Source organism: Pararobbsia silviterrae (genome assembly GCF_003628125.1).
Taxonomy (GTDB): Bacteria; Pseudomonadota; Gammaproteobacteria; order Burkholderiales; family Burkholderiaceae; genus Pararobbsia; species Pararobbsia silviterrae.
Genome location: NZ_RBZU01000006.1, coordinates 228,205 through 242,571, shown reverse-complemented (window position 1 = coordinate 242,571; position 14,367 = coordinate 228,205). Strand labels below are relative to the sequence as shown.

Here is a 14,367-nt window from a genome sequence, read left to right as displayed (position 1 = left end):
ACGATGGCCGACGCACTCACACTCACCGGTATCCGCAAGACGTTCGACGGGTTCGTCGCGCTCGACGACGCGCATTTCACGCTGCGCTGGGGCGAAGTCCATGCCCTGCTCGGCGAGAACGGCGCGGGCAAATCGTCGCTCATGAACATCGCGGCCGGCCTCTATGCACCCGAGGCCGGATCGCTTCACGTCGACGACAATCCCGTGCGGTTCTCGGGGCCCCGTGATGCGGCGGCCTATCGGATCGGCATGGTGCACCAGCATTTCAAACTCGTGCCGACCTTCACGGTGGCCGAGAACATTCTGCTCGGCATGCCGCGCAACGACGTGCGCTCGCATCGGCAACGTCTCGCATCGCTGACCGACGCGATTCGAACGCAGGCAAGCGCGCTCGGCTTCGCGATCGAACCCGAGCGGCGCGTCGATACCTTGTCGATCGCGGAACAGCAGCGCGTCGAGATCCTCAAGGTCCTGCTCGCGGGCGGGCGCATCGTCATTCTCGACGAACCCACGGCGGTGCTGACCGACGCCGAAGCGGCGCGCCTGCTCGACGCGATGAAGGCCCTCGCGCGCCAGGGCGCGGCCGTGGCGCTCGTCACGCACAAGATCGCCGACGTCCGGCGTCATGCCGATCGCGTGACGATCATGCGCGCGGGCCGCACCGTCTCGACCCTGGATCCGCGCACGACGAGCGAAAGCGAACTCGTCGGCGCCGCGCTCGGCGAAGCCTTGCCGCCGACCGCGCGCGAGCCGGGTTCGCCGGGCCGCGTGCGCTTCGCGATGCGCGGCGTGAGCACCGCATCGCGCGCGGGTGCGCCACCGATGCTCAAGGGTCTCGATCTCGCCGTGCGCGCCGGCGAAATCTATGGTCTCGCGGGCGTCGGCGGCAACGGACAAAGCGAGCTCGTCGCCGCGATCATGGGCATCCAGCCGATCGCGTCCGGCACGATCGAACTCGACGACGCGCGCGACATTCAAACGATGCGCGCCGAGGCGCGCCGCGCGCTCGGCATCGCGACGATTCCGGCCGACCGGTATCGACTCGCGCTGGCGGGTGCGTTGTCGATCGCGGACAACTTCGGCGTCGCGCATCTGCATGAAGGCCGTTACGGCGGCCTGTTCCGTATCGATCGCCGTCGGCTCGCCGCGGATGCGCAAACCGCGGTCACGACGTTCGACGTGCGCGGCGTGCGCAACGTCCAGCAAAAAGCCGCGCTGCTGTCGGGCGGCAATGCGCAAAAGCTCGTGATCGCTCGCGAATTCGGCCGCGCGCCGCGCTTCGTCGTCGCGCATAGCCCGAGCCGCGGCCTCGACGTGCGCGCGGCCGCGCAGGTTCATGCACGCCTGCGCGCGGCCCGCGACGCGGGCGCCGCCGTCCTGCTGATCAGCGAAGATCTCGATGAAATTCTCTCGATCGCGGATCGCATCGGCGTCATCTCGCGCGGCGCGATCGTCGCCGAATTCGATGCGCCCGGCGACCGGCACGCGATCGGTCAAGCGATGATCGCGACGCATGACGATGCGCGCGCCGAATCGCCTGTTTTTTCCGAATCCAAGGTATCTCATGTCGCTTGAACCACCCACCGTGCGCAACGTGTTGCCCACCGCGCCTCGCGCACCGCACCCGTCGATCCCCTGGCTCTCGCGACGCTATACGATCGAGGTCCGTCAGCATGTCGGCCGCACGCGACAAAGCATCGTGGTGCTGGCCTCGCTTATCGCGGGCGTGCTCGTCAGCGGCGCGATCCTCGTCGCCGCGGGCGTATCCGCCGGCGATCTGTGGACCGAGTTCGTCATGCAGACGCTGTTCGATGCGCAAAGCCTGCGCGCCGTGCTGTTCGAGGCCGCGCCGCTCGTCGTCACGGGACTCGCCGCGGCGATCGCGTTTCGCACGCGCTTCTGGAATCTCGGCCTCGAAGGCCAAATGATCGCGGGCGCCATCGGCGCGACCGCCGTGTCGATCTACGGCATCGGACCGCCGGGCGCGCGGCTCGGATCGATGATGGCCGCGGCGCTCGTCTGCGGCGCCGCATGGGTCATCGTCCCGCTCTGGCTACGCGTGCGTCTCGGCATCAACGAAATCATTTCGACGCTGATGCTCAACTACGTCGCGGGCGACTTCCTGCTGTTCCTGCTTTATGGATCATGGAAAGACCCGAAGGATGCGTTCCCCCACTCGCCGCAATATCTGTCCTTCGAGCGCCTGCCCGATCTGCCCGGCGGCATCAGCGCCGCCTTGCTCGTGGCTTTCGTCGTCACGGCGGCCGCATGGTGGGCGCTCGAACGCAGCCGCGCGAGTCTGTATCTGCGCTTCGTACACGCGAGCGAAAGCGTCTCGCGCGCGGTCGGCATCCCCGTACGCCGCTTATTGATCGGCACGGTCCTGATCTCGGGCGCGCTCGCGGGGCTGTCGGGGTGGCTGCTCTGCGCGGGACAGGAAGGCCGCCTGACTCAAGCGTTCTATAGCGGCTACGGATTCTCGGGCGTGCTCATCGCATTTCTCGCGCGCAATCATCCGATCGGCGCATGCGGCGTCGGGTTTCTCGTTGCGATGCTCTTCGTCGCGGGACGCAGCCTGCAAGTGTTCTATCAGATCCCGTTCTCGATGGTGCAATTGATCCAGGCGATTCTTGTCATCAGTGTCGCGGCGTCGGATTTCTTCGTGCGCCACCGCTTCCAACCCGTTGCCTCACGGATCGAATGATATGGACTGGATCACGACCTGGCTCGCGAGCGTGCCCGACGTCGCCGTACCGCTCGCGCTCGCCGCGCTCGGACTCATCGTGACCGAACGCTCGGGCGTGCTGTCGCTCGGGGCCGAAGGGTTCATGCTCGTCGGCGGGCTCACCGCGATCGGCGCCCACATCACGACGGGCCATCCCGTGCTGGCGCTGCTGCTCGCGATGGGCGCGGCCAGCCTTGTCTCGGTCGTGTTCGCGGTCATGACCATCTGGCTGCGGATCAATCAGATCATCTCGGGACTCGCCATCGTGTTCTTCTGCGAAGGCGGCACGAGCCTGCTCGGTACGCTGCTCGAATGGACCAATCATCCCGTGGCGGGGCTCGGCGTGCTGCATCCGGGGGCCGGCGTGCTCGCGCCGTGGCTGAGCCGCTTGCTCGCGCAGAACGCGATCGTCTATCTGACGCCGCTGATCTTCGCGGCGGTCGTCGCGTATCTCTACCGAACGACGTCGGGCCTGCGGCTGCGCGCGGTCGGCGAGAACCCTCAAGCAGCCGACGCGGCCGGCATTCCCGTGCTGCGCTACCGCTTTATCGCGGTGCTTGCGGGCGCGGCATTGATGGGCCTCGCGGGCGGCTATCTGTCGATGGTGAGCACGAAGCTCTGGATTGCGGGGATGACCGACGGGCGCGGCTGGATTGCGATCGGGCTCGTGATCTTCGCGCGGTGGTCGGCATGGCGCGCGCTGGCCGGCGCATTGCTGTTCGGCGGCATCGAGGCGCTGATTCCTCAGCTCGCCGCGAGCGGAATCGCGCTACCGCAGTATTTCCTGCTGATGAGCCCCTATCTGATCACGCTCGGCGTCATGGTCTGGGTCGCGGTCACGCAACGCGACGCCGACGGCGCGCCCGCGAGCATCGGCGAGCCCTATTTGCGCGAGGAACGCCGCTAAGCGGTCAAATGCGGCGCACGATCGGCGCCGCGGCAGGATGCAGGCGAAGACACACGCGGCATGCGCGGGATCGATCGCCCGCGCATGCCGACGCATCCGTCGCTCAAGACTTCTTCGGATCCTTGCTGGCAGGCTTCGCGGGCGCCGGCTTGGCCGCCGCGACCGGATGCCCGGGCGCGGGCGCGGCATGCGCGACCGTTGCGCCCGGCGCGCCATGCGCCGCAACGCCGCCGGGGCCCGCGTGGGCCGCGCCGGGAGCGCCGGGATGCGTGCCGGCGATTGCGTGGTCGGGCAGATGGCCGCCGTGCTGGGCCATGACGTTATGCAGTTCGTCGCGACGACGGAACACGTCCTGGCGATGATCGCCATGCGCGTAGAAATGCCGTTCGCGTTTGCCGTTCGGACCGACGACCCAGATATACGTGTTGCCGCCGATCACGACGACATCGCTGTCGACCGCGACCAGGACGTAAGCATCCGTCGGGACCGGCGCATAGGGATCTTCGACGATCACGGGGGCCGGGGCCACGACCGCGACGGGCGGCGGCGGCGTCAGCGCATTCGTGATGATCTCGTTGACCTTGTTCGGATCGACGACGACAACGCCTTGATCATTCGTTGCGCACCCATAGAGCGTCGCCGCGATCGCCAAAGCCGAAATGCGCATCAGGGTTGCTGACTTCATACCTATAGACCGTCCTGTTCATAATGAGATGGTCTACGAGGTATCGGATTTGTCTAAAGATTCTTTAGCGCTTTCAGCATTCTTTAAATATTCTTCCATTACTTGTCATTACAGAAAGGCAAGTCCAACGCGCGCGCGTGCCCATACGCAGTGTGCGCATGTCTGACACAATTACCGCGCATGCGCGACGCGAGATCGGCGATATGCGCATCGAGCCTTTTAAAGGAGACAACCTTGACGCTGATCCACGCCTTAGCCTCGTCGCGGCGCGCCCGTCGCGCGTTTTCCTGGCCGCGCGCCCTGATGCTGACCGCCGGCCTGCTCGGCCTTGCGGGCAACGCCCTCGCCGGCAGCATCCTCTTCATCGGTAACAGCTTCACGTACGCCGACAAATCGCCGGTCCATTATTACCGCGCCGATACCGTCACGGATCTCAACAGCGAAGGCATCGGCGGCATGCCGGCCCTGTTCAAGTCGTTCACGGTCCAGGCCGGCCTCAATTACGACGTCTATCTCGAGACGGAACCCGGCGTCGGCATCGACTGGCACCTCGATCACAAGACCGGCATCATCGGTCAACGCGCGTGGGACGCTGTCGTGATGCACGGCTACAGCACGCTCGATCCGAAGAAACCCGGCGATCCGGCCGTGCTCGTCGATACCGTGCGCCGCATGTCGGACCTGCTGCGCGCGCGCAATCCCGCTGTCGATATCCGCGTGATGGCGACGTGGCCGCGCGCGGACCAGGTTTTCGACGCGAAAGGCGCGTGGTATGGGAAGTCAATCGACGCGATGACGCACGACGTGCGTGCCGGCTACGATCAGGCCGCCGCCGCGACACCGGGGCTCAAGCCCGTCATCCCGGTCGGCGAAGCATGGCTGCGCGCGATCCAGACGGGCGTCGCGGACGGCAATCCGTACGACGGCATCGATGCGGGCAAGGTCGATCTCTGGTCCTACGACAACTACCATGCGAGCGCATTCGGCTATTACCTCGAAGCGCTCGTCGTCTTCGGTAGCGTGACGGGTCTCGATCCGCGTTCGCTCGGCGACAACGAGTGTTCGGGGTTCGAGCTGGGTCTGTCGACGGCGCAAGTCGCGGCGCTTCAGCAAGTGGCCTTCGACGAACTCGCGACGACGCATGCCGTCAAGCCCGCGCCGCTCAAGCTCCCGAAGCCGTCCGATCCGGTGCGGTGCGTAAGCGCGCGTTAAAGCACGTCAAAGCGCGTGAATCCGCGTGAACGCGGATTCGCCGCGTTCACGCGCATGGATCGCGTCAAGCACGCCGCGCACATCGATGCGCGTAGACGTCCGTTCGCGCGCTAGTTCGTATCGAGTGTCGTCAGGATCTGATGCGCGGCGGCCACGCGCGCCGCAATCGGAAAATTGCGATTCGCGAGGATCACGATCCCGATCTTGCGTAACGGCACGAACGCGACATACGAGCCGAAGCCGTTCGTCGAGCCGGTCTTGTTGATCCACGTCACATCGTTCGGCGCGAGCGGCGGATCGATCCTCGCGGCCGGCTGCGAATCGATCATCGTCGGCGCGTTGCCGTCGAGCAGCGTGCTCAGCGCGACCGGATACGGGTATTGCTCCCAGATCAAGTCCTGGGTCATGGGTCCCGTACGGAAATAGCCCGTATGCGTCGCGACGACGGCCTGCCGCAGCGACGGTTCGACGTCGCGCACACCGAGATTCACCTCGACGAAGCGCAGGACGTCGGCCGCCGTCGCGCGCACGCCGTACGAGGCGTCGGACAGCACGTCGCCGCGCATCCGCATCGGCTCGCCGCCCTTCGTATACCCCTGCGCATAGCGGCCACGCTGCGCGGGCGGCACGACGATATAGCTCTGCGTGACGCCGAGCGCCGGAAACAAGCGCCGTTCGACGAGTTCGGAAAACGGCGCGCCGAGCGTCCGCGCGGTCGCGAATCCGAACATGCCGATCGAGATATTCGAGTACGTGCGTTCCGTGCCCGGCGTATAGGTCGGTTGCCACGCACGCAGATAGGCGAGCAACGCCGCCTCGTCGCCGATTTCGTCGGGCACCTGCAACGGCATGCCGCCCGACGTATGCGTGCCGAGTTCGAGCATCGTCACCGCGCCGAACGGTGTGCCCGCGAGCGCGGGCCAATACGTCTGGACCGGATCGGAGAGCGTCAGCTTGCCCTCGACGCAGGCCCACGACGCGAGCGTCGCGGTGAACGTCTTGCTCACCGAACCGAGTTCGAACAGCGTGTCGTCTCGCACGGGCTGGCGCGTCTGCTTCGATGCGACGCCGTAGTCGAAGACATAAGCGTGACCGTCGACAAAAACGCCGACGGCCGCGCCCGGAATCCCGTTCTCGCGCATCATCGGGCGCACCGCGGCATCGACGACGCGCCGCACCTGTTCGCGCGCATCGGAGGCGGCGCGCATATGTGTTTCATCCGCATGTGTTTCGTCCGCGTGCGTCGCGGCCCCCGCGGACGTCATCGCGCATGCGGCCCACGCCGCGACGATCGCGTATCGGATTGCGGTTTGCATCATGCGTTACACCGCGTCCGACGTGACGGCTTGCGCGAGCGCCTGAGCCCATTGCGTCGGCCGGCCGAGCCAGGTGCCCGTATCGATTCGCCCGAATCGGCCCTGGGCGTCCTCGATCGCGAACGTCGGAAAGCCGTTGCCGCCGACTCGCTCGAGCAAGGCGCGCGCATCGCGGATGTGCTCAAGCGTCGCGGTCCCGCCGAGACGCGTGCATTGCGCGTCGAACGCATCGCCGTCGAGACCGATCCGCGCGGCGATATCGCGCAGCACGTCGGCATCGGCGATGCGCCGTCCGTCGACGTAGTGCGCGCGCTGGACGGCGTGGATCATATCGAGACCGCGCGCATCGAGCGCTTCCGCCGCGAGGATCGCCGTCAACGGCGGCTCGGAATCGAGCACGGCCGTGACATCGCGCAGCAGACCGTCGAAATACGCGTCGCCGAACGGTTGCCCCGTGAGTTCCGAAATGCGGTGATCGTGCGGCATCACGTAGTCGCGCCATTGCGGCGTGATCGTGCGGCGATTCGGACCGGTCATCATGCCGCCGCCATGAAACACGACCTTGAGATCGGGCACGGCCCGCGCGGCCTCGACGAGCGGCGCGGCCGCATAGCACCAGCCGCACAGCGGATCGAAGATGTAATGGAGCGTCGTCATCGCGCACGGCCTCCGCGGCGCGAAGGCATGCGCGTCTGCAAAAGCGACACGAGCGGCATGGCGGGTTCCTCAAAGACGGGACAGAAACGAAGCCGCCATGCTACACGGTCCGCACGCGCATCGAGCGGACCGCGCACGTGCATCTCTGTTGCGTCGTTCGGTCGAATCCGTATCGGCGCGGTGCGTCCGATGCGCGGATCGGTTCGAATGCGGCTCCGGCTTCATGCGGACCGACCGTCGACGAAGCCGATCGATAAAGCCGGAGCAGGACGAAGCGCAACGCGACGCGTCATCCCGAAGCCTGGATACCGCGAAGCCTAGTTCGTCTTCGACGCGGCCGCGAGCTTGTTGGCCGCTTGCTGCGCGGTTTCGCCGTCGTTGTTCCAGAACTCGCCGATCACGTCGTAAAACGCGCCTTCGACGGCGGGCTTGATGACCATGTCATGCGCCCACGACGGCACGAGCGTGCCCTTGGTTTGCGCGCTGTGGAAATCGGCCGCGGACTTCTTCGCGCAATCGTCGAACTTCGCGAGATCCATGCCTTGACGCACCGGGATCGAGCCCTTGTTCAGATTGAAAATCTCCTGGAATTCCGGGCTCATGAGCAGGCTCGCGAGATCCTTCTGTCCTTTCGCGGAGTCCGGATTCTTGACCTTGAAGAACGCGAAGCTGTCGACGTTGAACGTATACGCGCCTTGCGAGCCCGGTCCGGGCACGCAGAGGTAGTCCTGTCCCGGCGTCTTGTTCGCGACCGTGAATTCGCCCTTGGCCCAGTCGCCCATGAACTGCATCGCGGCCTTGCCCGAGATGACCATGCCGGTCGCCATATTCCAGTCGCGGCCGGTCTGTCCTTTGTCGGTGTAGGGCTTGATTTTCTTGAACGTCTCAAGCGCCTTGACCATCGTCGGGCCCTTGAGCGTCGCTTCGTCGAGGTCCACGAACGCCTTCTTGTAGAACGCCGCGCCGCCGACGCCGAGCGCGACGGTTTCGAACGTCTCGGCTTCCTGCCACGATTGGCCGCCGATCGCGACGGGGATGATGCCGGCCTTCTGCAAGGCATCGGCGGTCTTGAAGAAATCATCCCAGGTCGAAGGCGGTTGGGCGTTGACCTTCTTGAGCGCATCGGCGTTGATCCAGAGCCAGTTCACGCGATGCACGTTGACGGGCGCGGCCACGTATTGGCCCTTGTACTTCATGATGCTCGAGATCTGTGTCGGCAGGACCTTGTCCCAGCCGTCGGCGCGCGCGACGTCGTCGACCGAGACGAGCACGCCTTCGTCGCCCCATTGCTGAATCGCGGGGCCCTTGATTTGCGCGGCGGCCGGCGGATCGCCCGAAATGACGCGCGTCTTGAGCGCGGTCATCGCGTTCTCGCCGCCGCCGCCCGCGACGGCGAAGTCCTTCCACGTATCGCCCTTCTTCTCGAGCATCTGCTTGAGCACCTGAGCCGATTTGGCCTCGCCGCCCGACGTCCAGTAGTGGAGCACTTCGACCTCGGCGGCCTGCGCGGCGGTGCTCGCTGTGAACGCGGCCAGCGCGCAGGCCGCGACAACGATTGCGCGCACGCCGATCGGGCGATCCTGCGTGTACGCGCGACGCGCGCGCGGCGAGCCGGCGGCGTCGGCCGGTTGAGTCAGATACGGGGATGCAGGCGTGTGCGCCTGGTTCGATTCACGAGCGGTCATCAGGTGTCTCCTCGGGGGCGTGCTTGCCGGCGATGGTAGCGCTACCAGATTGAGCCGCCCTATCGGGGTGAACCCTGCCTTATCGGATCAACGCACACGTCTCCGGAGCACGACATCGGCTAATCGGTATGCGTCGCTTCCTCGAGCACTTCGTTAACGAACTGATTGACGCTGAGACCGCGCGCGGCAGCGGCCAGTGTCACAGCTTCATGTAACGCTTTGGTCGAACGCTGCATCCATTTCCCCGAGAACTGCCGCTTTGCCTCGACCCCGCGCCGCTTGCATTCTTCAAGAAAGATCTTGAGCGATCGTTCGCCCTCACGCCGCAAACGATCGACATCGCCCGCATAGAAATCCGCACTGCCATTGAGCCCGGTGAATTCGCCCCGGAACATACCGATCTCCGGATCGTAAGAAACGACCGCGTTGTATTCGCCGATCCTCATCACGTTCATCATGGCTTGACTCCGTTCTCTTCGAACCACCTTCGCATCGACGCCACGGCACCCTTGTCCATGTCTGGCGACGGGTGAGGCCGGTGCATCACTCTGACTTGACCAAACAAAAAGATGGCGACGCGAGACCCCTCACGTTCGTCAATCTCCGCTCCGAGTTCGTTCATCAGCGCGACGGCATCGAGCCATTTGACACTCGCCGGGGTCGGGCGTGAAAAAAGCAGCTCAAGCGTCTTTCGGTGTTTGGCTTTGAAGTGCATATGATATCTAAAAGTGATACCAAATCTCAAGATGGATACCCGAGATCGGCACTTAACCGGACAATCTGGCGGTGTGATTCGGGGCGCGGTGGGTCCCCTTGCGGGCGGCCCGGCTGTCGAATCACTCACTTCGGATTCGACTCGCAATCGATGGCCGGGCCCCTCGGGGCCGCGGTCATGTCGCTTGACATCCTCCCCTCCCTGAAGGGATGGGATTCCTATGACCCTAGGCGGAAACCGCACTAGTAGTTTCGGTGGGTTCCTGCTTCGACGGGCGGCCTGGCCGCGCCATCCCTCCACAGGCAATCGCGGCATGTCCTGCCGCTAAGACATTGAGCGCGCCGACATGGTCGGCGTTCGCTTCGTGTCCGCATTCGACGCACTTGAACAGCGCTTGCGTCTTCCGATTGTCCTTCTATACATGGCCGCAGCACGGGCACGTGCGACTCGTGTTTTTGGGATCGACGGCGATAAAGAAGCCGCCGCGCCATGCCGTCTTGTATTCCAACTGCCGACGAAACTCGCCCCAGCCCTGGTCGAGAATCGACTTGTTGAGGCCGGACTTCGCGCGCACATTGCGTCCTGGCGCGTTGGCCGTACCTTTCGCCGACTTTGACATGGTGCTGATTTTCAGGTCTTCGACCGCGATCATCGCGTGGTTTTTGCTGATAGCTGACGATGCCTTATGGAGAAAATCAGCGCGAGCGTGCGCAATGCGCGCGTGGATGCGCTGAATGCGGGACTTCGCTTTCTTCCAGTTCGCCGAGCCCTTCATCTTGCGGGCCATCCGGCGCTGATACCTGGCAAGCCGCTGCTCGTGCTTGCGGAACGACGCGAGCGGCGCGATATACGTTCCGTCGCTCATGGTGGCGAAGCGGACAACGCCCACGTCGATGCCGAGCGCCGGACCTTGTGGAACCGGCTGCTGGACCTCGCACTTCGTGAGAATCGAGACATACCACTTGCCCGCTCGCAGCGACACGGTAGCGCTGCGAGCTTCGCCTAGCACGTCGCGACTCTTGCGATAGCGTAGCCAGCCGAGCTTCGGAACCTTGATACGACCGTTTCCGCTATCGACCTCAATCTGGTTTTTGTCGGGAAACAGGAAGCTATCGCTGACACCCTTGCGCTTGAACTGCGGGAACGACGTGCGCCCCGCGAAGAAGTTCTGAAATGCACGATCGCATGCCTGGGTCGCCATCATGAGCGCGTGACGTGGCGCATCGGCGAGCCAAGGCGTATCCGGGTTATTGCGCCATTCCGTGAGGTGCTTGCTCATCGAAAACTTGCTGACGAACTTCTGGCCGCTTGCGTGATTCTCTTTCTGGAACGCCAACGCCTTGTTGTAGACGAACCGACACGCGCCGGCGAACTGGCGCATCTTGCGCGCTTGCTCGCCGGTCGGCATCAGTTCGAATTTGAAGGCTTGGAGTCGTTCCATGCGGTAAAAAATACTTTGGGCTGTGAAACTAAGCAACTCAGAAAATGGCACGCCCCCGCATAAAAGACCCGGAAATGAGGCACGGCAGGCATTGCGTATTCCTCATGCATGTGCACTTAGTCTTCTTAACGAAATATCAACGTGGCGTCTTTACGAAAGCGGTTATTAATGACCTGCGCGTGGTATTCGCGAGCGTGTGCCGCGACTTCGAAGCCGAGTTAGTGGAGTTCGACGGAGAAGATGACCATGTGCATTTGCTCGTGAACTATCCGCCAAAGGTGGCCGTGTCCGCCCTCGTGAACAGCCTGAAGGGGGTTTCTAGTCGGATGATTCGGCAGAAGAACTACCCAACCATCCAACGCAAGCTGCGGGGTGGTGCGCTTTGGTCGCCATCCTATTTTGCGGGAGCGTGCGGCGGCGCGCCCATCGAGATTGGGCGGCAGTACATTGCGCAACAGAAAACGCCGCATTAATGCCCAGCAAGGACGCCTGCGGCGTCCGCGCTATCCTTCCTCCCCCTGAAGGAGGAGGATTGCCGCGCATACGTTCAAACGCCCGAGGATTGTGCCCCGAGGATCGCGCGACGGAGATCGGCGAGTTCGCCAAGGCCTGTAGTCGGCTCGACACGTGAAATACAGACACTGCCCGCGACAAACTGATCGACCATCGCAGGCGCGAACTTTGCAATCATCGCCTTCGATACGCGGCCATCGATTTCGATCGACGTATCGAGCCCGCGCGCATCGATCATCTCGCGCAACGCCGCGATCTTGCGCTCCGCATACGGCACCGGAAACTCATTGCCCGTGCCCGAATACCCGGGATTCGTGAGCATCAGCAATACCGTGTCGCAGGTCTCGATCACATACTCGAGCGTCGTCAGCGGCGTGGCCGGCTTCAGCGCGACACCCGCCCGCACCCCCGCCGAACGGATCCGATTGAGCATCCGATCGATATGCGCCTCGGTCTCGACATGAAACGTCAACTGCGCCACGCCGATATCGAGCAACGCATCGACGAAGTAATCGTGCTTGACCGCCATGACGTGCACATCGAACGCGAGATCCGTCTTCTTGCGCAGATGCGCGATCGTCTCGATGCCCAACGGCATGCTCGGACTGAATTGCCCATCGATGACGTCGAGATGCACGGCATCACACTCCGACTCGGCAATGCGCCGCGTCTGCAGTTCGAGATTGCTCAGATCGAACGTGATCAGCGACGGTACGATCAGGCAAGACTTTCGCCAGACGGTATTCACGATCGAGTCACTCGAAGTCTTCATGAGCGACCGTATCGGCATACTCGCCGAACGCCTCGCGATACTGCTCGACGACCTCGCGACGCGGCTCGGCCGCCATCGTCTCGTCGAGTTCGACGTAACGTTCGCAGACGTCGTAAAGCGTGACCGATGTGCCACGCGCGCGCTGATCGACCGTCAACGCGAGCAAGGCCGCGGCGAATGCACCGCCTTCGTCGCATTTGACGCGCATCACGTTCGTATCGAACACGTCGGCGAGAATCTGACGCCATGCCGCGCTGTTCGCGCCACCGCCGGTCAAGCGGAACTGGCCGGCGCGCCCGAAACTCCGCGCGAGCAACTCGTAGCCCCACTTCAAGCCGAACGCCACCGCCTCGGCGCCCGCGCGCATGAGGTTCTCGCGCGTCATGTTGTCGGCCGACATGCCCTTCATGACGCCGCGCGCACGCGGCAGCGCCGGAATGCGCTCGCCGCTGAAGAACGGATACATGCGCAACCCGCCCGCGCCAGGCGCGGCCGCGCTCATCAGACGCTCGACCTCGTCGAGCTCGACGTCGAACAGCTTCTGCAGCAGCGTCGTCGTCGACGTCGCGTTCATCGTTGCGACGGTCGGCAACCATCCGCCGTCGAGTCCGCAAAACACATAGACACTCGGATCGACGGCATCCGCGATCGTGTCCGCATGCAGATTCAACACGCCCGACGTTCCGAGTCCGAGCGTCGCGCGCCCCGCCGCGACATTGCCCGTTCCGACCGCGCCCATGACGTTGTCGCCCGACCCGCATGCGACGCGCGTGGTCGGCGCGAAACCGAACTCCGCGGCAACCTCGGGGCGCACGGTGCCGATCGGTTCGAGCGGCGACGCGATACGCGGCAACGCGCGTTCGAGCACGCCGCTCGGGTCGATCAAATCGGTCATCGGACGCGACCAGGTCCGCGTGGCGACATCGAAATATCCCGTTCCGGAAGCCTCGCCCGAATCGGTCGCATATTCGCCCGTGAGCCAGAAATTCACATAGTCGTGCGGCAACAGCACATGCCGGATCCGCGCATAGGTCTCGGGTTCGTGCCGCCGGACCCATGCAAGCTTCGACGCCGTGAAACCGACGGGAATCGTCGTGTTGATGAGGCTCCGGATACGCCGCTCGCCGCCCGCAGCCTCGCATAGCGCCTCGTTTTCCGCGGTCGTTTCGGTATCGTTCCAGAGCTTGACGTTGCGCAGGACCTCGCCGTGCTCGTCGAGCACCACGAGCCCATGCTGCTGACCCGACACCGCGATCGCCGCGACATCGGCGGGACGATACGCGGTCTTCGAGAACAGATCGCGGATCGCCTCGCGCAACGCCGCGATCCACCATACGGCCTTCTGCTCGCGCCGGCCGTTCGCCTCGGCGATGATCGGATGGCCGGCATGACCACGGGCCACGATGACGCCGCTCGCCGGGTCCAGCAAAACTACCTTGGTACCTTGCGTACCGCAGTCGATGCCTAAATACATGCCTTGCCCCTACGCGGCGTTGAAGCCGTTTCCATGTCCTGAACGTTGATGACGCGAGTGCGGACACATTACCCCAAAAACGTTCATACTACAACATACAATGTTCTATTTTTACCAAATGAATATAAGCGACACCGATGGCCGTTCGCCGTGTTTCATGCCGTATTTATCGACGATTTAGGTGTCAATGGGGCGCGCGCTAGATAGAGCGACATCCTTTAAGGCGCCGCTTTCTCGGATCGATTCACCATAAAATGGTGCAGCT

13 protein-coding genes and 1 pseudogene are annotated in these 14,367 nt (G+C 64.0%); 5 read left to right on the top strand and 9 right to left on the bottom strand.

What is annotated here, in order from left to right; translation table 11 throughout:
• Nucleotides 1-3 precede the first annotated feature (3 nt).
• The 3 genes from D7S86_RS15610 to D7S86_RS15600 are packed head-to-tail and all read left to right on the top strand — an operon-like array spanning nucleotide 4 to nucleotide 3,632.
• A complete protein-coding gene (locus D7S86_RS15610) occupies nucleotides 4-1,575 on the top strand; it encodes an ABC transporter ATP-binding protein (protein WP_121087766.1) in 1,572 nt (523 codons plus the stop codon).
• Entirely contained in the window at nucleotides 1,565-2,704 is a 1,140-nt protein-coding gene (locus D7S86_RS15605) for an ABC transporter permease (RefSeq protein WP_121087765.1), read from the top strand. Before D7S86_RS15610 ends, D7S86_RS15605 begins: the two co-directional genes overlap by 11 nt.
• A 1-nt stretch (nucleotide 2,705) precedes the next feature.
• Entirely contained in the window at nucleotides 2,706-3,632 is a 927-nt protein-coding gene (locus tag D7S86_RS15600) for an ABC transporter permease (protein WP_121087764.1), read from the top strand.
• Nucleotides 3,633-3,735: 103 nt separating this feature from the next.
• Here D7S86_RS15600 and D7S86_RS15595 read toward each other — a convergent pair whose 3' ends face one another.
• A complete protein-coding gene (locus tag D7S86_RS15595; protein WP_121087763.1) occupies nucleotides 3,736-4,317 on the bottom strand; it encodes a hypothetical protein in 582 nt (193 codons plus the stop codon).
• Between the two features lie 234 nt (nucleotides 4,318-4,551).
• On the opposite strand from D7S86_RS15595, the gene D7S86_RS15590 reads away from it, so the two are divergent.
• Nucleotides 4,552-5,529: a PEP-CTERM sorting domain-containing protein gene (locus tag D7S86_RS15590; RefSeq protein WP_205962825.1), complete on the top strand. Its 978-nt coding sequence runs from the start codon at nucleotides 4,552-4,554 to the stop codon at nucleotides 5,527-5,529.
• Between the two features lie 110 nt (nucleotides 5,530-5,639).
• Here D7S86_RS15590 and ampC read toward each other — a convergent pair whose 3' ends face one another.
• The 6 genes and pseudogenes from ampC to D7S86_RS15555 form a co-directional block, all read right to left on the bottom strand.
• A complete protein-coding gene (ampC, locus tag D7S86_RS15585; protein ID WP_240648196.1) occupies nucleotides 5,640-6,848 on the bottom strand; it encodes a class C beta-lactamase in 1,209 nt (402 codons plus the stop codon).
• A 3-nt stretch (nucleotides 6,849-6,851) separates the two neighbouring features.
• Nucleotides 6,852-7,502 carry a DsbA family protein gene (locus D7S86_RS15580; RefSeq protein WP_121087762.1) on the bottom strand — a complete coding sequence of 217 codons (651 nt, stop codon included), beginning with the start codon at nucleotides 7,500-7,502 and terminating at the stop codon, nucleotides 6,852-6,854.
• Between the two features lie 317 nt (nucleotides 7,503-7,819).
• Nucleotides 7,820-9,187: an ABC transporter substrate-binding protein gene (locus D7S86_RS15570; RefSeq protein ID WP_121087760.1), complete on the bottom strand. Its 1,368-nt coding sequence runs from the start codon at nucleotides 9,185-9,187 to the stop codon at nucleotides 7,820-7,822.
• A gap of 119 nt (nucleotides 9,188-9,306) precedes the next feature.
• Nucleotides 9,307-9,645, bottom strand: coding sequence for a type II toxin-antitoxin system HicB family antitoxin (locus D7S86_RS15565; protein WP_205962824.1), 339 nt, complete (start codon nucleotides 9,643-9,645; stop codon nucleotides 9,307-9,309).
• Complete coding sequence (locus D7S86_RS30435; RefSeq protein ID WP_121087759.1) at nucleotides 9,642-9,902, bottom strand: type II toxin-antitoxin system HicA family toxin; 261 nt, start codon at nucleotides 9,900-9,902, stop codon at nucleotides 9,642-9,644. Before D7S86_RS30435 ends, D7S86_RS15565 begins: the two co-directional genes overlap by 4 nt.
• 226 nt (nucleotides 9,903-10,128) lie before the next feature.
• Nucleotides 10,129-11,343 (bottom strand): annotated as a pseudogene (locus D7S86_RS15555) (RNA-guided endonuclease InsQ/TnpB family protein).
• A gap of 44 nt (nucleotides 11,344-11,387) precedes the next feature.
• Between D7S86_RS15555 and tnpA the strand changes: the two are divergent.
• Nucleotides 11,388-11,816 (top strand): IS200/IS605 family transposase, encoded by a 429-nt coding sequence (gene tnpA, locus D7S86_RS15550; protein ID WP_121087758.1) that lies wholly within the window; start codon nucleotides 11,388-11,390, stop codon nucleotides 11,814-11,816.
• Between the two features lie 74 nt (nucleotides 11,817-11,890).
• Here tnpA and D7S86_RS15545 read toward each other — a convergent pair whose 3' ends face one another.
• Nucleotides 11,891-12,628, bottom strand: coding sequence for a ribulose-phosphate 3-epimerase (locus tag D7S86_RS15545; protein WP_158601975.1), 738 nt, complete (start codon nucleotides 12,626-12,628; stop codon nucleotides 11,891-11,893).
• Nucleotides 12,612-14,102, bottom strand: coding sequence for a xylulokinase (gene xylB, locus D7S86_RS15540; protein ID WP_121087757.1), 1,491 nt, complete (start codon nucleotides 14,100-14,102; stop codon nucleotides 12,612-12,614). The genes D7S86_RS15545 and xylB overlap by 17 nt, the downstream gene beginning before the upstream one ends.
• Nucleotides 14,103-14,367 lie beyond the last annotated feature (265 nt).

Excerpts from the sequence above, each read along its gene's own strand:
- ampC (WP_240648196.1), bottom strand. The coding sequence starts at position 6,848 with ATGATGCAAACCGCAATCCGATACGCGATCGTCGCGGCGTGGGCCGCA.
- D7S86_RS15580 (WP_121087762.1), bottom strand. The coding sequence starts at position 7,502 with ATGACGACGCTCCATTACATCTTCGATCCGCTGTGCGGCTGGTGCTAT.
- D7S86_RS15605 (WP_121087765.1), top strand. The coding sequence starts at position 1,565 with ATGTCGCTTGAACCACCCACCGTGCGCAACGTGTTGCCCACCGCGCCT.
- D7S86_RS15610 (WP_121087766.1), top strand. The coding sequence starts at position 4 with ATGGCCGACGCACTCACACTCACCGGTATCCGCAAGACGTTCGACGGG.
- D7S86_RS30435 (WP_121087759.1), bottom strand. The coding sequence starts at position 9,902 with ATGCACTTCAAAGCCAAACACCGAAAGACGCTTGAGCTGCTTTTTTCA.
- D7S86_RS15570 (WP_121087760.1), bottom strand. The coding sequence starts at position 9,187 with ATGACCGCTCGTGAATCGAACCAGGCGCACACGCCTGCATCCCCGTAT.
- xylB (WP_121087757.1), bottom strand. The coding sequence starts at position 14,102 with ATGTATTTAGGCATCGACTGCGGTACGCAAGGTACCAAGGTAGTTTTG.
- tnpA (WP_121087758.1), top strand. The coding sequence starts at position 11,388 with ATGGCACGCCCCCGCATAAAAGACCCGGAAATGAGGCACGGCAGGCAT.
- D7S86_RS15565 (WP_205962824.1), bottom strand. The coding sequence starts at position 9,645 with ATGATGAACGTGATGAGGATCGGCGAATACAACGCGGTCGTTTCTTAC.
- D7S86_RS15595 (WP_121087763.1), bottom strand. The coding sequence starts at position 4,317 with ATGAAGTCAGCAACCCTGATGCGCATTTCGGCTTTGGCGATCGCGGCG.
- D7S86_RS15600 (WP_121087764.1), top strand. The coding sequence starts at position 2,706 with ATGGACTGGATCACGACCTGGCTCGCGAGCGTGCCCGACGTCGCCGTA.
- D7S86_RS15545 (WP_158601975.1), bottom strand. The coding sequence starts at position 12,628 with ATGAAGACTTCGAGTGACTCGATCGTGAATACCGTCTGGCGAAAGTCT.